We start from the raw sequence: 18,515 nt of genomic DNA, 5'->3' as shown, positions 1-18,515 counted from the left end.
CAGGGCAGATGAGTCTTTTCCACCTGATTCTCGTGGCAATCATTCAGGGAATAACTGAGTTTTTGCCCATTTCGTCTTCGGGTCACCTGATCCTGCTGCCGAACTTGTCGGGCCTTCAGGATCAGGGTCAGGCCATAGACATCGCGGTGCACGTGGGAACCCTTGGAGCGGTCGTTCTGTATTTCTGGGCGGATGTGAAGCAGGCTCTTGCCGGGGTGCCGCGCGCCCTGACCGGCCGGACAGATACGCCGCAGGCCCGTTTGGCTCTTGGTCTGATCATTGCGACACTTCCAACCGTGATTGCAGGTCTGATTCTGCATCTGACCGGGTTAAGCGAGGCCATGCGTTCGATCGCTGTAATCGGGTGGACGATGCTGGGCTTTGGCCTGCTGCTTTATTGGATTGACCAGAAAGGCCCCCAAAAGAAAGAGGCGTCTGATTGGGGTATTCGCGATGCTTTCGTCATGGGGCTGTGGCAGGTTCTTGCGCTGATCCCCGGAACATCGCGGTCCGGGATCACCATTACAGGGGCACGTCAATTGGGCTATACCAGAGAAGACGGCGCGCGGATTGCCATGCTGATGTCAATCCCAACCATTCTGGCCTCTGGCACACTGCTTGCACTGGATGTGATACGCGACGCTGATGCGCAACTGGCCCGGGATGGGGCCATTGCCGCGGCATTTGCTTTTGTCTCAGCACTATTGGCGCTTAGCCTTATGATGCGACTGCTGCGCAGTGTCAGCTTTACGCCCTATGTGATCTACCGCGTCATTCTGGGCGCAGCATTGTTGTTCATGGCCTACAGCTGATCAGATACGCAGGTTTTTCGCCGAGTTCTGAATGTCGTCATACTGCCCCGATGGGCGGAATTTCCAAAGATATTCCGGCAGCACCGATTCCAGAGTGGTCGGCGCAATGCCTAGGTCCGCAAAGGACTTGGCCCCGTCAGATACCACGTTGTCATGACGCAGATTCCTGACCTGATCGCGGGTCAGAATGTTGTTCGAGAACAGCTGGAAGCTGACGAATTTCGCAATATCCAGCACGCCCGCCATAATCCGGGCAGCAAAGAACGGCAGACCGACAATGATGCGCCGCCGGTGGATCACTTCAAGCATCTGCTGCATCAGGGCGCGGAAGGTTTTCACTTCCGGTCCGCCAAGCTCGTACACGCCCGGCTCTGCCTGCCCCAGAATACCTTTGACCGCTGCCTGGGCCACGTCGTCCACGTAGACGGGTTGGAATTTGGTCTCGGCACCAACCACTGGCAGGAACGGACCCATGCGGGTCATCCCGGCAAATCGGTTATAGAACTGATCCTCGGTACCGAAGATTACAGATGGGCGAAGGATCACCGCATCCGGTATGTGCTTCAGCACACCTGCCTCGCCCAGCGCTTTGGTCCGGGCATAATCGCTGGCCGCGTTTGCATCCGCACCGATGGCCGAAATATGCACCATTCGACCAATGCCCTGCTGTGCGGCCAGGCGCGCAATACGCTCGGCCCCTTCGGCCTGAACGGCATCAAACGCGTTCTTGCCCAGTTCATTCAGCACACCTACGCAGTTCACCACGACATCGGCGCTCTGCATCGCCAGCGCGACCGAGGCGTCATCGCGGATATTGCACAGCACAGGCTCAACCTGTCCCACGACGCCGTAGGGTTTCACGAACATGGCTTCGTTCGGGCGTCGTACAGCCACCCGCACACGCCACCCCTCACTCGCCATACGTCGCGCGATGTAGCGACCGACAAATCCCGATCCGCCATAAATCGTCACCAGTTTCGACATGAGAGGGCTCCTGCTGAGAAATTGCGCTCTAGAACTAACGCTCGCAGGCCAGCCAAACAAGGCACTAATTCGCCGCGCCGGTCATGAAATACTCAGGCCAAAATCTCAGTTCGAAAACCGAATTCAAAAAACTTTCAAAATTCATTCAGAATCCGGTTGACGCCCCCCGCCAGTCAGCTTAAACGCCGCTCCACGACACCTGCCCAGGTGGCGGAATTGGTAGACGCGCTAGCTTCAGGTGCTAGTGTCCGTATGGACGTGGAGGTTCGAGTCCTCTCCTGGGCACCATTACTTCCCCAAAAATATATAAATTCCAAGAACTTAGCGGAAATTTTAGACCTGTAAAGGTGACACAAGAGGTGACGCAATGCCTCTAATCATCTTTGAAGCAGAAGCGATTCTGATCATGGCTAGATACACTGAACAAAAGAACTCCAATGGTGTTTGGTAATTTCGTAGGCGTGTTCCCCAAGACGTTCGAAAGCGCTACCCCAAGCTAAGCAATCGAAACGAACTCGATTTTCTCTCCAAACGAAAGACCCCAAGGAAGCGACTGTTCTGGCTCACAGAAAAGTCACCGAACAAGATAGGTTCTGGAAAAGTGTCAGAAGGGCCGAAAGAGTATTTCAGGTTGATGGGAAAAGACCCCGAAAGCAGGCAGGAAATGGTCGCGCTCGAATAGTCTGTCTGACGTCAGACAGAGGTTGAAAATGCCCAGTCCGAGAACAAAAGGAGGCACCATCATGGCGATGGCGGCGGGATTATCGATAAGGGCGGATATTTCTTTGGTGGCAAATAGCGGCAACTTTCTTCTCCGTTGTTTTGCGACGGAAAAGTGTGCTCCTCAGCAACAGGTACTTTTGATCACTGTCGGTGGAATGAATGCATACCCCGGCAACATTGCAGATCGTTCAGACCTGAGTGGGTAACGCAGAGGTTCGAAATCTGGCAGGCGGTTGCCCGATCTCTTTCTTGAATGCGCGACTGAACGCTGCTTCCGAGGAATACCCACTCAGATCCGCGGCCTCGGCAACACTGACACCTTTCTCTACCAACGCGCTGCGGGCAATCTGCATACGCCATGCAGTCACATATTGCATCGGTGTGATCCCAAGCTTCTCGGAAAACCGCATTGCGAAACTTGTCCGAGACAATGCCGCCCTGTTGGCCAAAGAATCGACACTCCACTGCGCTGTCGGGTCATTATGGAACGCCGTCAATGCGCGGGTAAGATGAACATCGGCGAAACCTGCGAGTTTCCCCCCTGTTCTGGCGGTATCTTCGATATGGCACCGGATAGCCTGCGCAAAAATCGCCTCTGACATCTTCAGCGCAATCAAATCACCTCCAAAACGGCCGAACCCTGCCTCGGACCCTATCACGCGCAACGTCGCTTCCAGCCAATCGCTGGCCTCGGCGCCATAATCCCGGATGACAATGCTTGGCGGCAATCGGTCAAGCAACAGATGCCTTGATCCTTCGGCTAGTGAAAAATGACCACAAATCAGCTGGTTTTCCATGTTGGGGTCGTTGCCGCCATACACCAGAACACCCTTACCATCATAGCCGGACCTTTCCAGCACGTCATCCAGCGGCAAGGCGTCTTCCGGGCCCGAAACACGACAATTCAACGTATGCGCCGCCCCGTGTGGAACCAGGACAAGATCGCCTTTGGTAAGGCGTAGCGCCCGATCTTCTCCTGCGACGCGCACTACGCACTCACCGCGATGTACATAGTGGAACCGGGCCACGTTCTGAAACGCCGGCACCTGGATCCCCCAGGGCTGTTCGCTAAGGCTGGTGCGGAAATACAGTGTCCCCTTGAGCGACAGGCGGGTCAGAATATCACTTAGCAGATCAAGCATGGTTGCTGATATTACCAAGAGTTCGATATCTGTCTACATGTTCGAACGATAGGGCATGTCTTCTGGACGGCAGGTAATTCAAAGACAAGGCAAACTGTACGCATATCAGGGCTTCAATCAACTTTGGAGATTCCAGATGAAAACCGTTTTCCTTTCTGCTGCTCTTGTCGTCGTCGGCTATGCTGCTGTTGCAGATGAGAACAAGATGAACGATCTTGAAATCGCGCATACAGCGTATACTGCCGGTGAAATCGACATCCGCTATGCGCATCTTGCTCTTGCTGTGTCCGACAATAACGACGTTCGGGATTTTGCGAACACAATGATCCGTGATCATGCGGCCGTGAACCAAGCTGCAGGGGCGTTGATCCAACAACTGAATGTAACGCCCCAGGACAACGCCCTCAGCCAGGCCCTGGTTAAAGGTTCGGTCGAGAAACGCGATGAGCTGAGCGGGCTGCGCGGTAAAGCCTTTGATTGCGCCTACGCTCAGAATGAGCTCGCTTATCATCAGATCGTGAACAAAACGGTTGAGGACGAGTTCATCCCCAACACCACCGTTGAGCCGCTCACCAACCTGCTGCAGGATGCTCTTGCCACATTCAAACAGCATGAAGGCCACGCCGAACAGATGGTGTCTGGGCTGGATTGCGGCTGATGGCTGTACTGTCACGCAGAAAGTTTGGTGCCGTACTGGGTGCGGCACCGCTTACTCTTCTGGCTGGCGCATTGGGTGCGTCCGCCGGGGCAACCAGCCATCAGATTTCTATTCGCAAATTCAAGTTCGCGCCTGAGAAACTCGAAGTTTCGGTCGGTGATGAGGTGATCTGGACCAATCTGGACATCGCGCCTCACACCGCAACGGAACAAAAGATACAAGACTGGGACACCGGACCGCTAGAGCGGAACGAAAAGGCAGCCGTGGTATTCGACAAACCCGGGGTTTATGCCTATTTCTGCGTGTTTCACCCGCATATGAAGGGGGCTATCGTAGTGAAAGATTAATCAGCGGCTACACGCGGGAAACTGAGCGTCGCCGTGCTTTGATTTCTTCATCAGAGTCACCTCATTCATCCGTTAAAAACCTACTTCCAAACGCCCCAAATTTTCGGTGAGATTACCACCCGGCGCGTTTGGTAATACGATTACAACAACATCAGACCACACTCATCACTCAGCAATCAGACACCCGCAGACGAGTGCCAGGCAATTGAGTATTTCAATGGCTTTCCGACAATTGCCCCCGAGAACGAGGGGGTCAAAACCTCGGGGAATGTCGGTTTGCATGAGTGGTTGTGGCAACCATAGGCCGTGCAAGGTGATGGCGTGGACCGTGTCCCGGCTTGGGAATGGATCAGCTTGTGGTTTCCGTGCAGGTGCCGTGATCCTCGAAGACTTCGGTTCCGTGCGCCGAAAGCTCATATGTCATTTTTGACAGATGCAGACTAAGTGTCCAAACATCCTTGCCCGCAATATGCAGGAACGTCACGCCGTCCAGCCCGTGCAGAACGGTGGCGTCACCTTCTGTTTTGTGAAAAACGACGGTTCCCTTGTCACTTTCTGCCGGGCGTTTGGCAATAATTTCCTGACCGTCGACATCCGATACACATGTAAAGACTTGTTGCCCTTCAGCAGCTGCGACATTGGCGGTCAGAGCAAGAGTGGTAGCGAACTTGGCTATCTTCATTTCATTGGTTCCAGTTCTAGGGACATATTGATCTATGCGCAGCGCCTTCAGGTGCACTGGTTGGTCACCGCAGGGTTATTGTGTTGAATTCGGGCCTTCAGGATGTTTTCTGCTTTGGCCTTCTTAAGAGGATTACGGGTCTATTTCCCCACGATCAGCTGGTGGGTGCGGTCTCTGAAATCACAGATTTGAATCGATGTTTCTGGATGCGATTTTGCGAAAAACGACCAAAAGTTCACGGTTGTTTACTCCACCAGCTTGGAACGCGTTGCCGACTTTGGCCCCAAGATTGTGGCCGGAAATTGGAGTAAATTTGGTTTATGCTGCGTTTATGCCTCAATTTTGGCGACGGAGAGCGACCGCTATTCAACTTATTGTTATATTGAAGAAAAATGTCGATCACAAAGGCGTTAGATTCCGATTTCCGTGGCGGAACCCTTGGTACCCTACGCCCTGTTCAGTGATGTGAATTGTGGCGCGGCTTTGAAACCCAAGCCGTCTATGGCATTTGCCAAGCGAATCCCTACGCCGCCCGCATTCCGAGGCGTGATGGTGTTCGCAAAAGGGCCATTACGGTTCAGTCGCCGCTGTTACGACAGATGGGCCATGAATGCCTCGACCACACGCTCATACACATCGCGCTTGAAGGGCACGATTTCCGCGATCAGCTGGTCGGGCTCTTGCCATTTCCAACGGGTAAATTCCGGGTGATCAGTTTCAATGTTGATCTGATCGTCGGCGCCGGTGAAGCGCAGCAGGAACCATTTCTGTTCCTGCCCGCGATAGCGACCTTTCCAAATGTGGGGCACGATGTCATGGGGCAGGTCATAGGGCAGCCAGCCCTCGGTTTCGGCGATGATTTCGACCAGATCAGCCGTGACCCCGGTTTCCTCCCACAGCTCTCGCAGGGCTGCGTCGCGGGGATCTTCGCCCTTGTCCACACCGCCCTGCGGCATTTGCCAGGCGTCTTGTGGGCCGTCGTTTCGCATACCCACAAAAACCCTCCCCTCGGCATTCATCAGCATCAGCCCGACGCAGGGGCGATAGGGCAGTTTGGCGATTTCTTCGGGGGTCATGCGCGGCCTCATCGGGTTGTTCCGCCCACCTCTAGCAATCACCGGCGCCACAGCAAAGAGGGTGACGTGGGGTTTCGCGTGACAAAGTTGACGCGAACGTCAATCTAGCGGGCAAATTCTGGAGGGAGAGTTCCGCCATGACTGCGTACCCGAATATGCTGGCCCCGCTGGATCTGGGCTTTACCACGTTGAAGAACCGCGTGCTGATGGGCTCGATGCATACGGGGCTTGAGGAAACCGGCGACTGGAACCGGGTGGCCGAGTTCTATGCCGACCGGGCGCGGGGCGGCGTGGCACTGATGGTGACGGGTGGGATAGGTCCGAACCTTGAAGGCTCGGTCCTGCCGGGGGCCTCGATGATGGTGAGTGAAAAGGACGTGGCGCACCATTCCATCGTGACGCAGCGCGTACATGACGCAGGCGGCAAGATCGCGATGCAGATCCTGCACGCAGGTCGTTATGCCTATGGGCCGAAATGCGTGGCACCCAGCCCGGTGAAATCACCCATCTCTCCGTTCCCGCCCACTGAGCTGGATGAAGAGGGCATCGAGAAGCAGATCAGCGATATCGTCAACGCCGCCGTACTGGCGCAAAAGGCAGGTTATGACGGGGTCGAGGTCATGGGGTCGGAAGGGTACTTCCTGAACCAGTTCCTTGTGACCCATACCAACAAGCGCACCGACCGCTGGGGCGGGTCTTATGAGAACCGGATGCGTCTGCCGATCGAGGTGGTGCGCCGCACGCGCGAGGCGGTGGGCACCGATTTCATCATCATCTACCGGCTGTCGATGATCGATCTGGTACCCAACGGATCGACCCATGACGAGGTGGTGCAACTGGCGCAGGAGATCGAAAAAGCCGGGGCCACGATCATCAACACCGGCATTGGCTGGCACGAGGCGCGAATCCCGACCATTGCCACCAGCGTGCCGCGCGCAGCCTTTGCCTGGGTGACCAAGAAGCTGATGGGCAAGGTGGGGATACCGGTGATCACATCGAACCGGATCAACACCCCCGAGGTGGCCGAAGAGGTTCTGTCGACCGGTTGCGCCGACATGGTCTCGCTGGCCCGCCCGATGCTGGCGGATGCGGATTTCGTGGCCAAGGCGATTGCGGGTGAGGCCGCGAAGATCGCGCCTTGCATTGCCTGCAATCAGGCCTGTCTGGATCACACGTTCAGCGGCAAGCTGACCTCGTGCCTCGTGAACCCGCGCGCCTGTCATGAGACCGAACTGGTGATTGAACCGGCCAAAACGCGCAAATCCATTGCCATTGTGGGCGCAGGTCCTGCCGGACTGTCGACCGCAATGATTGCGGCCCAGCGCGGCCACGATGTTACCCTGTTCGACCGCGCTGATGAGGTCGGCGGGCAGCTGAACATGGCCAAGCAGGTGCCGGGGAAAGAAGAATTCTGGGGACTGGTCGACTGGTACCGTACCATGATGGATGATCTGGGCGTGACTGTCGAACTGAACCGCGAGGCAGGCGCAGATGACCTGACCGGCTTTGACGAGGTGGTCATCGCCACCGGCGTCAGCCCACGTGATCCGCAGATACCGGGGCAGGATCGGGACAATGTGGTGAATTACATCGACGTGCTGCGCGGCAAGGCCGAGGTTGGCAAGTCTGCTGCCGTGATCGGGGCCGGTGGCATCGGCTTTGATGTGTCCGAGTTCCTGCTGGAAGAGGGTCACAGCGCCACGACCGACCTGCCGCTATGGATGAAGGAATGGGGCGTGACGGACCCGGCTGAGCACCGTGCAGGGTTGGCGCCCGAGGGGCCGCAACCCAGCGCCCCCGCACGTCAGGTCACCCTGTTGCAACGCAAGAAACAGGCGCATGGCAAGGGTTTGGGCAAAACCACTGGCTGGATTCACCGGGCAACGCTGAAGATGAAGAACGTCAATTTCGTGGGTGGCGTGAATTATGAACGCATCGACGATGACGGCCTGCATGTCAGCTTTGGCGAAGAGCGCGCGGACCCGACGGTAATCGCGGCCGATACCATTGTGTTATGTGCCGGTCAGGTGTCCGAACGGTCACTGGCGGACGCGCTGATCGAGCGGGGCATCACCCCCCATGTGATCGGGGGTGCGGATGTCGCCGCCGAGCTGGATGCCAAGCGCGCGATCAATCAGGGCACGCGGCTGGCGGCGAAGTTCTGATCGCCCCGGTTTAGCGTTTCCTAGTCGGACAGCGCGAGTTTTGCACCCAGAGCGCCAAAGGCCGTTGCAAAACTCCGCCTGATCCACGTCATCACCGTTGGACGGCGGATCACATAGTCGCGGGCCAGTGCGGCGCAGCCCCCGTATCCGACGAAGACAACAAAGGTCATGCCCATAAAGGCCAGGGCCAGCTGGATCAGCGCACCCCCTGCGTTCGCCGTGTCGGCTGGCAGGAACTGCGGCAGAAACGCCAGAAAGAACAGCGACAGCTTGGGGTTCAGCACGTTGATGAGCGTTCCGGTGACGGCAATCTTAAAACTGCTTTTCGCGGTCTTGTCGGCGGTGACATCCAAGGCGCCGCCACTCCTGAGGATGCCCCACGCCATGTAGAAAAGGTAAATGACACCAAGGTATTTCACGAGCTGAAACGCCACGGCACTGGTGTGCAGCAATGCGGCAAGCCCGACGATACTGGCCACGGCAGCGGGAACGATTCCCACTGTGCATCCGACCGCGGCGGCAACGCTGGCCCGGAAACCGCGGCCAAGGCCAACGGCCAGTGTGTAGATGACACCGGTGCCTGGCAGCAGCACGACGATCATGGATGTGATGAAGAATTCCAGTGACATTCAAACCCCCTGCAAATGCGCGCAGGGTCGCGAACATCCGCGAAGATGTAAATAGCGATCGGTCCGGGAACAGGGGTTGCGGCCCGGTGTCGCCGCTGGGCGGGGTGGTGAAACTTGGCTTTGAAAAGGGTTTTCGGGGTACCGTGTCCCCGGCCAAAACACCGGGACAGGGCAACGACGATGAAACCGGATTTCCTGACCCCCTCTGTCGTCACAAAAATGCCATTCTAAGATGAACAGAAACGTATGATTGCGTGGAAAACGCAGTATCGCAGGCGTCGGGGCCGGTTTGGAAACCACTGTTTCTGCGTTTCTCATACGCAAACGATCCGATTCAAATCCCTGATATTATCCCATGTATGCCCCGATTCCGCCCAGATTCAGAGCGATAGTCGGGTTGGAAATCAAGATCTGGGGAACGAGAATGGACCGACTGACCGAAATGGAAGCCTTCGCCAACGTGGTGGACCAGGGTGGCTTCACCGATGCGGCCAAGAAGATGGGCATCTCCAAATCGGCCGTGTCCAAACACGTCTCGAGCCTCGAAGCGCGTCTGGGAGCCCGGCTGCTGAACCGCACCACGCGCCGGGTGTCGCCGACAGAAATCGGCCTGGCCTATTATGACCGCGCGCGTCGCGTTCTGAATGATGCGGGTGAAGCGGATTCGCTGGTCACATCGATGCAATCGGCCCCGTCCGGACTGCTGCGCATCAGCGTAGCCACGGATTTCGGTGTCAATCACCTGTCGCCGGTCCTGTCCGATTTCCTGGCCGTCTACCCCGACATCACCGTGAACATGGTGCTGAACAACCGCTATGTCGAACTGATTTCCGAAGGATTTGACGTGGCCGTGCGCATCGGTGAGCTGGAAGACAGCACGTTGCGCGCCCGCAAGCTGACCGAAACGGTCAAACGCATGGTCGCCGCGCCCAGCTATATCGAACGGTTCGGGCGCCCGCAGAAGATCGACGATCTGAACGAACACAAGTTGCTGCACTATTCCAGCCAGTCGTCAGGCAATGTCTGGAAGCTGACCGCACCGTCCGGTGAAAAGCGTCAGGTGCGCACCGCGGGCTGGCTAAGCGTGAATGACGGCCAGTCGCTGCTGAACGCAGCCATCTCGGGGCTGGGGATCGCATATTTGCCCAGCTATCTTTATGCCGAAGCGTTGAAATCGGGGCGGGTTGTCGATGCCATGCCGTCCCTGCCGGACGAGGTACAGGGCATTTACGCAGTTTATCCGCCCGGCCGCTTCACACAACCCAAAGTACGGGCCTTCATCGATTTTCTGGTCGACGCATTCGAAGACAAAAGCCCGATGGATTGGTAGTTTCTCCCTGAAGACCTACCTTTGGCCCGCATGTTAAAGTGCGGGCCTTTTTTTATGAACCGATCACTGTCAGGCCGATGGATCGCGCGGAAGAGCGTAGGCTTTCCATCAACACGTTCTGACCCGGCGGCGGCGTTTCGGCATTGCGCGCCAGCAATGCGATATCGCGATTGGCATTGGGAATGGACAGCGGGCGCAGCCGCACTTCGTCGCGGTAAATGCCCTGTCTGCGGGCAAACAGATCCGGCAGAACCGCGACCCCGACCCCCGAGGCCGCCATCAGGACAATGGAATCAAGCGTTGTGCCTTCATATTCATCCGAAACCACACCGCCGCATTCCGCTGCCAGCGCATAGACGATGCGCGACAGGCGGTGGCTTTGGTCAAGGGTCAGGAACAGCCGGTTCTGCAAGTCGGCGGCACTGACGCCTTGTGGGTCCTGCGCCAGAACGTCGTCAACGGCCACCGCGACCCAGAGGGGTTCGTTGAACAAGCGGTGCTGCACGGTATTGGGGTGATCTTCAGGCGTTGACAGGATCAGATCAAACCGACCGGATTTCAGGCCCTGTTCCAGATCGCGGGTGTTTTCCTCGCGCACGACAATGCGTAATCCGGGGCGCAGGCGGTGCACCTCTTTGATGGCTTGCGGCAAGAGGTACGGCCCGATCGAAGGCAAAACGCCCAGTCGCAACCTTCCTCCGACAGGCATATCGTTGGTCATGGCGTGGCGCAGGTCCTTGACCTCGGCAAGGATCTTTTGCGCGCGCGAGATGAACTCTTCCCCCTTTGTCGTCACCTGAATTCCGCCGCGGTTGCGGTCAAAGATCCGAATGCCAAGCTCTTGTTCTACGGTTGCAATTTGCGCCGACAGGCTGGGTTGGCTGACATTCAGCACCTCGGCGGCCAAACTGAACCGCCCGAGGCGGCTGACCGTGACGATGTATTCCAGTTGGCGCAAGGTTGGACGCATTTCATACCCTGAAACTATGTTAAACTTAAAAAGATAGTATTTGGCGAAATCAATTTTGCAAGGCACCTAGCCCTGAAACGAGGGATCAGGAGTCAAGTATGCCCGGAGTGATCGAGACGCTGTCCAGCAATCTGCTGGTGCCCACCATTTTGTTTTTTGCCCTAGGGCTTCTGGCGGCTTTTGTGCGCAGTGATTTGTCTATCCCCGCGGGCGCGGCCAAGTTCATGTCGCTTTACCTGCTGCTGGCCATCGGGTTCAAAGGCGGTGCCAGCCTGGCCGCGCATGGCATCCACCTGCAACTGTTCCTGACCCTGCTGGGCGGCGTGGCCCTGTCCTTTACCATCCCCTTCGTGGCCTTTGCCCTGCTGAGGGTTATGACACGGCTGGATGCGTTGAATGCAGCGGCGGTCGCAGGGCATTACGGCTCGATTTCGATTGTCACCTTTGTCACCGCCACCAGCCTGCTGGATCTGGTGGGATTGACCCATGACGGGTTCATGGTGGCGGTTGCGGCAGCGATGGAGGTGCCGGCCATTCTGTCGGCGCTGTGGCTGGCGCACAAGACCGGCGGCAATGGCGTCAAGGATGACAAGCTGTGGCGTGATCTACTGGCCAATGGATCGATTGTGCTGTTGACCGGGGCGTTCCTGATCGGGGCCATAACCGGGGGTGAAGGCATGCAGATGATCGCGCCTTTCATCGTCACGCCCTTCACTGGCATCCTGTGCCTGTTCCTGCTGGATATGGGGCTTTCGGCGGGGCGCAGCCTGATCAGCAATCGCGACAAACTGTCGGTTGGCCTGTTCGCATTTGGCGTATTGATGCCCCTGATCGGCGCGCTGATGGCCTGGGCCGTCGGTGCGGTGATCGGATTGCCGCAAGGCAGCCTGTTCCTGTTCATGGTGCTGTCGGCCTCGGCGTCTTATATCGCGGTTCCGGCCGCCATGAAAATTGCACTGCCAAATGCCGAGGCCGGGATTTATCTGACCCTGTCGCTGGGTGTGTCGTTTCCGTTCAACATCACGGTCGGATTGCCGCTGTACCTGTGGTGGGTCAGTTGACGAGCAAGACCGCCTCGACCCGGCGGTTCAGCTCGCGCCCTTCGGAGGTTGCGTTCGAGGTGAGCGGGGACAGATAGCCGACGCCCTGCGCCTCGATCCGGTCGGCAGCCACACCATGCGCATCAATCAGACGGGTGCGGACCGACTCGGCCCGGCTTTTGCTGACCGCGATATTGGCCTGCAACGCGCCGGTGTCATCGGTATGCCCCACCAGCGCCAGGCGCATCTTGGGGTTTTCGGCCAGATACCCGGCCAGCAGGGTCAGAGAGGCGTATGTCCCTTCGCCCAACGCAACCTCACCGGTTGGGAAATGCAGATCGTCCAGTATCACGTGACCCGATGTTGCCAGCGCCTCAATCAGCCCGCCCGACCCCTCGACTGCCTGTTCGATCACGACCGGAACAGGGTCCGGTGCATTCTGGGGTGTGACGCGGATCATCTGGACATACCCGTCCGGGGGGTTGCGGCTGACCAACAGGCTGAGGGCAACAGGCCCCTTGGTGGCCGACAGGAACCGGTAATCCTGAATGGCGACATACATATCCGGGGTCGGAACGACCTCGGTGCCAAAGCGGAAATCGAACCCGCCACAGGCGCGGGCATCACATTCGAACAGAATCTTGTAGCCCTGCGCCTCGATCTGGTCGCGCAGCGGGGTCAAAAGCTGGAGGGTTGTGCTTGAGCCCGCCTGAAGCCGCCACGTGTAGCGTTCAACCCGGCCTTCGAGGGTGTCAGCAGGCACCGCGCCATTCGCGAAAGGCCCCGTTGGCAGGTCATAGCTGTCCAGCGGCGAGGTGCGGTCGCTGATCTGGCGGGCGCTGGCTGGAAGGGTCAGGTCCTGCGCCAGAACCGGCCCAGCCAGCAGCGTGGCAATGAGGGCGGCTGATCGGATCATCGAAACTGCGCGTGATACTCGGGGTTGGGCACCATTGCCGTGGCACTGGCCACCCGGTTGGACATGTTGAAGAACCCGGCGACATTGGCAATGTCCCAGATATCGCGGTCGGTAAAGCCTGCATCGCGCAGCTTCTGGCGGTCGGGTTCTTCGATCTCGGCGCTGGCGGTGGTCATTTTGGCGGCAAAGTCCAGCATCGCGCGCTGCCGGGGCTCGATCGGGGCAACGCGGTAATTCATCACCAGCATCTCACCCAGTTGCGGGTTGCCTGAAAGCTGCCGGACCGCCGCGCCGTGTGCGACCAGACAGTAGAAGCACTTGTTGATCGACGACACGACCACGGCGATCATCTCGCGTTCCAGCTTGGACAGGCCGCTGTTGGCCAGCATCAGATCGTTATACATCGCCGTGAAAGTGTTCAGCTTGTCGATATCGAAGGCGTTTGCCTTAAGCACATTCGGCACCATGCCCAGCTTTTCGACACAAATATCGAAGTATTTCTGCGTTTCCGGCGGCAGCGGATCGACCATGGGCAGGTTCAGCGCGGTGGGCATGTCTTTCTGTGTCATGGCGACCCCTTTTGTTCAGACAAGGTGACGGTAATGGTATTCACTGGCGATCTCCATCCCGAGGGCGCGATAGAGACCATTGGCACCTTCATTGGCCTTGGTGCAGATCACACTGAAGGTTTGAGCACCGTTGTCACCTGCCCAAATCGCCGCGGCGCGCATGGTCCACTGACCCAGCCCCTGACGGCGGTGCGCGGGCAGGATTTCAAGCGCATGTAGCATCGCGACATCGCCATGCATCGCCACGAAGGCTGCGCCGCTGGGTTGGTCGTTGTGGCGCAGCAGCAGACCGGTTTTGGGACCCTTCGCGCGCTCCATCACCGCCAGACGTTCGGGCCCGATCCCACCAGCCGCCCAGATTTCGCGCATGATTTCAAGCGGCTCCCAGACCGAAAACACCATGACCGGAGGGATCGGCTGATCGGTGAGGTGAGAGACGGGGCACGTATAGATGTTGACCGGATCAAGGATGTCATATCCCCGTTGCGCCAACTTTGCATCCAGCGCCTCATCCCCCGGACGCAGGCAGAAGATGGATTTCTGCCCCATGGCCTGCATCGCGGCCTCGGCCGCGTCGATATCGGCATCACTGGCCGGGGCCAGCGCATTGGCTGCAGAAACACGCGAGCCGCCGCCCTGCCCTTCGCGCAGCTGAAACGGCCCCAGCCTGCGATACCGCGCGGCAGGCCATGTGCCGTCGACGATGCCCGCCCAGTCGCCGCTCAAAGCGCAAGCTCTTTCGCCAGACGGGTCATGGCCGCGTCAATCCGACTGCCATCGGTGCCGCGCACCACCACGTTGGCCCCGAAGGCCCCGTTGATCTGAAACGGATAGCAGCCGATGGACAGATCGCTGAAATCCTCGGCCAGCGCGGACAGGTTTGCGGCGATATCGCCTTCGCCCCGGTCCACGCGCAGGGTTTGCGACAACAAGGGGCTGCCACCGGTCAGTGTGGGCAGGACGCTGGCGACCATGGCCTGAAACACCAGCGGTACCCCGGCCATCACATGCACGTTCTTCAGGGTGAAACCCGGCGCTGTCGAGACCGGATTGTCGATCAATGTCGCGCCATCCGGGATACGCGCCATGCGCAGGCGGGCGGCGTTCAGTTCCAGCCCGGATTTGTCGTAATGCGCCTGCAACAGCGCGCGCGCGTCGTCGCGAACGTCAATCGGGGTGTCAAAGGCGCGCGCAATACAATCGGCGGTAATATCGTCGTGGGTCGGGCCGATGCCACCGCTGGTAAAGACGGTGTCGTGGCTGTCAGACAGAGCTTTGACCGCCGCTTCGATGGCGGGGGCGTCATCGCTGACGATGCGGACCTCTTTCAGATCGATGCCGTGTTTTGCCAGCTCCTGCGCCAGATAATGCATGTTTGCATCGCGGGTGCGGCCCGACAGGATTTCATCACCGATCACCAGCATTGCTGCGGTTGGATTGGCCATGGCGCGGACTCCTCTTGATCGTCTTCAGGGGCAGGTATAGGCCGTGAGACATGCGTTTTGGAACCCCTCTTGTCCCCGCCCGCCTGATCCGTCGCTACAAACGCTTTCTGGCCGATTGCCGTTTGGAAGACGGGCACGAAGTGACCGCCCATTGCGCCAATCCGGGATCCATGATGGGGCTGGCCGAACCGGGCCAGTTGATCTGGCTTGAGCCCAATGACGACCCGAAGAAAAAGCTGAAATTCGGCTGGCGGCTGGTGGATCACGAAAACGGGCATTTCACCGGGGTCGATACTTCCGTCCCGAACCGCGCCCTGCGGGCAGCGCTTGAGGCGCGCGAGATCCCCGAGCTGGCTGCTTATGACACTGTCCGGCCCGAGGTGAAATACGGGCAAAACAGCCGTATCGATTTCCTGCTGAGCGGCCCCGGCCTGCCAGATGCCTATATCGAGGTCAAAAGCGTGACGCTGTCCCGCCAGCTCGGTCTGGCCGAGTTCCCCGACAGCGTCACCGCCCGCGGCACCAAACATCTGGGCGAGCTGGCACAGATGGCAGCGCAGGGGCACCGGGCGATCATGCTGTACCTGGTGCAACGCACCGATTGCAACCGGTTCACGCTGGCCGCGGATATCGACCCGGCCTATGCGGCAGCGTTCGAGGCGGCGCAGGCGCAAGGGGTAGAGCGGATGATTTGCGGGACGCGGATTTCGCCGGATGGGGTTTGGGTTGACGTCAGTACCTTTCCAGTAATCAACCAGCATGACCCTGGCCTGCTGACCTAGCCCAAAAATGCGCGCGATTGACTAATGCGCGCGATTGTCTAAGGAGCACTGATTGAGACTGATTGGTGCGCGTCTAAGACGCAGCAACCGCTTGTGCCATGAGTTTCAAATGCCTCATATCTGTACCGCAGCACCCTCCTATCACTGAAATTGACGGGTTGTTATGCACGACGTCCGCAATCTCTTGCCCAAGCACATGGGGGTCACCTTCGTCTAATTCCTCGGCCTCATCCAGTTCCGCATGAGAGCAACTTGATGCGTTTGCGACAACGCCTCTTAGTCTTGGATGGCGATTTAGCGCATCGGAAAAGTGGGTCGGATGGGCACAATTGACCATGAAGAACTGCGCAGCCGCATCCGTGGCGACATCGATTTGATCCAGCGCGTCGACAAGCTTTGTTCCATCAGCCAGACACCCGTCGGTTTCAACAACCAATGACATCACTATCGGTAGTCCAAAATCCTGCGCAGCCAGAATGCAGCCCGCTGCTTCGCTAGGTCTGTTGAACGTATAAGCTGTCACCAAGTCGACACTGGTTTGTTTCAAAACGGCAAGCTGCGCACTGTGATACCGACGGGCATCATCGATCGACATGGCCGGAACGTCCGCATAGGGATCGTGGCGTGGGCCGACGCAAGCGGAAACCAAAACGTCATCTCGACCAGCGCTCTGACGCACGTCTTCCATTAACGCGACAGCATCCCGGTTTATTTCATCCAGTTGTTCGGCATCGTAACCCAGAGGAGCAGCCCGATCGGCATTGGCCATCCAAGTCGGTGCATCAAGTATGCAACCCACCTCCATCTCGCCCGCCAACTGAACAAGCGCGTGCATCTGACCTGCAAGGACAGAACGGGTTTCTGGGTTCTCTAGCAATGGAAATGAGGCAAATCCCGGCAAATCTATGCCGTGGTTAAAGATCAGATCCGTGCCAGTTCCGGCAAAAACCAAATACTTCTTGTCTGTCTCGTGCGGGAGCTGTCGTGGCACTTCAGTGCGCTCCTTAGTTGTTGGAGTTCATCGCAACAATAACAGGGCAGAGGCTGTCTGTGAAATTTGCTGTGTAAACTGAACAAACACCAAACCGTTATGCGTCAACGCAATGGTCGATGGGTCAAACCGGATTTGAAACCTAACTGCAGTTCAAGTTCTTGAACTCTCGTGGTTCTGCCCCATGTGCCGCCTGATACACTGCGCCCTCTGGTACTTTCTGCACAAGCAGCGTAAAAGAAGTGCCGCGCGTAACAATTGGAGCTTTGCGTCGATGAAAGAGCATCGTGGCCGCCTGACCAAGGACGGTATCCGCATCTATGAACAGGGTGATTTTGCCGGGATGCACGCGGCGGGCGCTCTGGCGGCGCGGATTCTGGATGACATTGCCGCGCATGTCTTTCCCGGTCAGACCACGGGTGCGCTTGACGGGCTGATCACGCAGATGGTCGAGGATGCGGGCGCGACCTCGGCCACGATCGGCTATAAGGGGTATGAACACGCCAGCTGCATCAGTGTGAACCATGTGGTCTGCCACGGCATTCCCGGTGACAAGAAGCTGAAGGATGGCGATATCCTTAACATCGATGTGACCGTCATCGTGGATGGCTGGTTCGGTGACACCTCGCGCATGTATGTGGCGGGCAAGCTGCCGCGCAAGGCCGAGCGTCTGATCCAGGTAACCCATGACGCGCTGTTCAAGGGCATCGAGATGGTCAAACCGGGCAACACGTTCGGCGATATCGGCCATGCCATTCAGGCCTATGTCGAAGCGCACCGGATGAGTGTTGTTCGCGACTTTTGCGGGCACGGTCTGGGCCGCGTGTTCCACGCACCGCCGAATGTGCTGCATTATGGCCGCCCCGGCACAGGCGCGGTTCTTGAGGAAGGCATGTTCTTTACCATCGAGCCGATGGTCAATCTGGGCCGCCCCGAAACCAAGACGCTGGCCGATGACTGGACCGCTGTGACCCGCGACAAGTCGCTGTCGGCACAGTTCGAGCATTCGGTGGGCGTAACGGCGAATGGGGTCGATATCTTTACCCTGTCACCGGGCGGCAAGTTTCACCCGACCTATTCGTCCTGATCGGCGACCTGTTCGCGCAGGAGTTTCAGCAGCATCGTCTCAGCCCCCCAAGGGGTAACCGCATCGTGGATGAACACCGGCGCGCGCAGGGGGTTGGGGTCAGGTTTCGTCGTGACCTCGGCGTCGCGGGAGACTGTCCAGACAAAGGGTGTCAGAGCATGGTCCAT

Annotated in this window: 21 protein-coding genes and 1 tRNA gene; 9 read left to right on the top strand and 13 right to left on the bottom strand. The window is 58.1% G+C overall.

What is annotated here, in order from left to right:
• Positions 1 to 8 precede the first annotated feature (8 nt).
• Positions 9 to 812: an undecaprenyl-diphosphate phosphatase gene (locus ACR0BZ_RS13770; protein WP_480538274.1), complete on the top strand. Its 804-nt coding sequence runs from the start codon at positions 9 to 11 to the stop codon at positions 810 to 812.
• Here the strand turns inward: ACR0BZ_RS13770 and ACR0BZ_RS13765 are convergent, their stop codons facing one another.
• A complete protein-coding gene (locus ACR0BZ_RS13765; RefSeq protein ID WP_480920489.1) occupies positions 813 to 1,796 on the bottom strand; it encodes a complex I NDUFA9 subunit family protein in 984 nt (327 codons plus the stop codon).
• 201 nt (positions 1,797 to 1,997) lie between these two features.
• Between ACR0BZ_RS13765 and ACR0BZ_RS13760 the strand changes: the two genes are divergently transcribed.
• Positions 1,998 to 2,084 (top strand) — tRNA-Leu (locus tag ACR0BZ_RS13760).
• A 316-nt stretch (positions 2,085 to 2,400) separates the two neighbouring features.
• Here the strand turns inward: ACR0BZ_RS13760 and ACR0BZ_RS13755 are convergent.
• Both ACR0BZ_RS13755 and ACR0BZ_RS13750 read right to left on the bottom strand, forming a co-directional pair.
• The gene (locus ACR0BZ_RS13755) at positions 2,401 to 2,601 is read right to left on the bottom strand and encodes a hypothetical protein (protein WP_480920488.1); all 201 of its coding nucleotides are present in this window, start codon (positions 2,599 to 2,601) and stop codon (positions 2,401 to 2,403) included.
• Positions 2,602 to 2,707: 106 nt separating this feature from the next.
• Positions 2,708 to 3,661, bottom strand: a complete 954-nt coding sequence (locus ACR0BZ_RS13750; RefSeq protein WP_480495906.1) for an AraC family transcriptional regulator — start codon at positions 3,659 to 3,661, stop codon at positions 2,708 to 2,710.
• Positions 3,662 to 3,797: 136 nt separating this feature from the next.
• On the opposite strand from ACR0BZ_RS13750, the gene ACR0BZ_RS13745 reads away from it, so the two are divergent.
• Together ACR0BZ_RS13745 and ACR0BZ_RS13740 are read left to right on the top strand one after the other, a co-directional pair.
• Positions 3,798 to 4,319, top strand: a complete 522-nt coding sequence (locus tag ACR0BZ_RS13745) for a DUF4142 domain-containing protein (RefSeq protein ID WP_480484586.1) — start codon at positions 3,798 to 3,800, stop codon at positions 4,317 to 4,319.
• Positions 4,319 to 4,666: a cupredoxin domain-containing protein gene (locus tag ACR0BZ_RS13740; protein WP_480920487.1), complete on the top strand. Its 348-nt coding sequence runs from the start codon at positions 4,319 to 4,321 to the stop codon at positions 4,664 to 4,666. Before ACR0BZ_RS13745 ends, ACR0BZ_RS13740 begins: the two co-directional genes overlap by 1 nt.
• 349 nt (positions 4,667 to 5,015) lie before the next feature.
• Here ACR0BZ_RS13740 and ACR0BZ_RS13735 read toward each other — a convergent pair whose 3' ends face one another.
• The gene (locus ACR0BZ_RS13735) at positions 5,016 to 5,348 is read right to left on the bottom strand and encodes a hypothetical protein (RefSeq protein WP_480920486.1); all 333 of its coding nucleotides are present in this window, start codon (positions 5,346 to 5,348) and stop codon (positions 5,016 to 5,018) included.
• Positions 5,349 to 5,938: 590 nt separating this feature from the next.
• Entirely contained in the window at positions 5,939 to 6,424 is a 486-nt protein-coding gene (locus ACR0BZ_RS13730; protein ID WP_480773098.1) for an RNA pyrophosphohydrolase, read from the bottom strand.
• 137 nt (positions 6,425 to 6,561) lie between these two features.
• On the opposite strand from ACR0BZ_RS13730, the gene ACR0BZ_RS13725 reads away from it, so the two are divergent.
• Positions 6,562 to 8,589: an FAD-dependent oxidoreductase gene (locus ACR0BZ_RS13725; RefSeq protein WP_480920485.1), complete on the top strand. Its 2,028-nt coding sequence runs from the start codon at positions 6,562 to 6,564 to the stop codon at positions 8,587 to 8,589.
• 20 nt (positions 8,590 to 8,609) lie between these two features.
• Here the strand turns inward: ACR0BZ_RS13725 and ACR0BZ_RS13720 are convergent, their stop codons facing one another.
• The gene (locus ACR0BZ_RS13720) at positions 8,610 to 9,218 is read right to left on the bottom strand and encodes a LysE family translocator (RefSeq protein ID WP_480920484.1); all 609 of its coding nucleotides are present in this window, start codon (positions 9,216 to 9,218) and stop codon (positions 8,610 to 8,612) included.
• A gap of 424 nt (positions 9,219 to 9,642) precedes the next feature.
• Here ACR0BZ_RS13720 and ACR0BZ_RS13715 point away from each other — a divergent pair, with 424 nt between their 5' ends.
• Positions 9,643 to 10,548 (top strand): LysR family transcriptional regulator, encoded by a 906-nt coding sequence (locus ACR0BZ_RS13715; RefSeq protein WP_209505110.1) that lies wholly within the window; start codon positions 9,643 to 9,645, stop codon positions 10,546 to 10,548.
• 52 nt (positions 10,549 to 10,600) lie between these two features.
• On the opposite strand, the gene ACR0BZ_RS13710 is transcribed toward ACR0BZ_RS13715, so the two are convergent.
• Positions 10,601 to 11,518, bottom strand: coding sequence for a hydrogen peroxide-inducible genes activator (locus ACR0BZ_RS13710; protein WP_480920483.1), 918 nt, complete (start codon positions 11,516 to 11,518; stop codon positions 10,601 to 10,603).
• 98 nt (positions 11,519 to 11,616) lie between these two features.
• Between ACR0BZ_RS13710 and ACR0BZ_RS13705 the strand changes: the two genes are divergently transcribed.
• Positions 11,617 to 12,579, top strand: a complete 963-nt coding sequence (locus ACR0BZ_RS13705; protein WP_480920482.1) for a sodium-dependent bicarbonate transport family permease — start codon at positions 11,617 to 11,619, stop codon at positions 12,577 to 12,579.
• On the opposite strand, the gene ACR0BZ_RS13700 is transcribed toward ACR0BZ_RS13705, so the two are convergent.
• The 4 genes from ACR0BZ_RS13700 to ACR0BZ_RS13685 are packed head-to-tail and all read right to left on the bottom strand — an operon-like array spanning position 12,572 to position 15,488.
• The gene (locus ACR0BZ_RS13700) at positions 12,572 to 13,474 is read right to left on the bottom strand and encodes an OmpA family protein (RefSeq protein ID WP_480920481.1); all 903 of its coding nucleotides are present in this window, start codon (positions 13,472 to 13,474) and stop codon (positions 12,572 to 12,574) included. The genes ACR0BZ_RS13705 and ACR0BZ_RS13700 overlap by 8 nt on opposite strands.
• A complete protein-coding gene (locus tag ACR0BZ_RS13695; protein WP_209505114.1) occupies positions 13,471 to 14,043 on the bottom strand; it encodes a peroxidase-related enzyme in 573 nt (190 codons plus the stop codon). Before ACR0BZ_RS13695 ends, ACR0BZ_RS13700 begins: the two co-directional genes overlap by 4 nt.
• A 15-nt stretch (positions 14,044 to 14,058) precedes the next feature.
• Entirely contained in the window at positions 14,059 to 14,769 is a 711-nt protein-coding gene (locus tag ACR0BZ_RS13690) for a GNAT family N-acetyltransferase (protein WP_480920480.1), read from the bottom strand.
• The gene (locus ACR0BZ_RS13685; RefSeq protein WP_480474277.1) at positions 14,766 to 15,488 is read right to left on the bottom strand and encodes a competence/damage-inducible protein A; all 723 of its coding nucleotides are present in this window, start codon (positions 15,486 to 15,488) and stop codon (positions 14,766 to 14,768) included. Before ACR0BZ_RS13685 ends, ACR0BZ_RS13690 begins: the two co-directional genes overlap by 4 nt.
• 50 nt (positions 15,489 to 15,538) lie before the next feature.
• Here ACR0BZ_RS13685 and sfsA point away from each other — a divergent pair, with 50 nt between their 5' ends.
• Positions 15,539 to 16,270, top strand: coding sequence for a DNA/RNA nuclease SfsA (sfsA, locus tag ACR0BZ_RS13680; protein WP_480920479.1), 732 nt, complete (start codon positions 15,539 to 15,541; stop codon positions 16,268 to 16,270).
• Between the two features lie 73 nt (positions 16,271 to 16,343).
• Here sfsA and ACR0BZ_RS13675 read toward each other — a convergent pair whose 3' ends face one another.
• Entirely contained in the window at positions 16,344 to 17,261 is a 918-nt protein-coding gene (locus ACR0BZ_RS13675; RefSeq protein ID WP_480547220.1) for a homocysteine S-methyltransferase family protein, read from the bottom strand.
• A gap of 274 nt (positions 17,262 to 17,535) precedes the next feature.
• On the opposite strand from ACR0BZ_RS13675, the gene map reads away from it, so the two are divergent.
• Positions 17,536 to 18,348, top strand: a complete 813-nt coding sequence (map, locus tag ACR0BZ_RS13670) for a type I methionyl aminopeptidase (protein WP_209598440.1) — start codon at positions 17,536 to 17,538, stop codon at positions 18,346 to 18,348.
• Here map and ACR0BZ_RS13665 read toward each other — a convergent pair.
• Positions 18,336 to 18,515: a hypothetical protein gene (locus tag ACR0BZ_RS13665; protein WP_480506529.1), complete on the bottom strand. Its 180-nt coding sequence runs from the start codon at positions 18,513 to 18,515 to the stop codon at positions 18,336 to 18,338. The two genes, map and ACR0BZ_RS13665, sit on opposite strands and share 13 nt — an antisense overlap.

It is taken from the genome of Ruegeria sp. P8, assembly GCF_056534665.1.
Note: the sequence above shows the minus strand (reverse complement) of the source record. Positions and strands in the feature narration are given on the sequence as shown.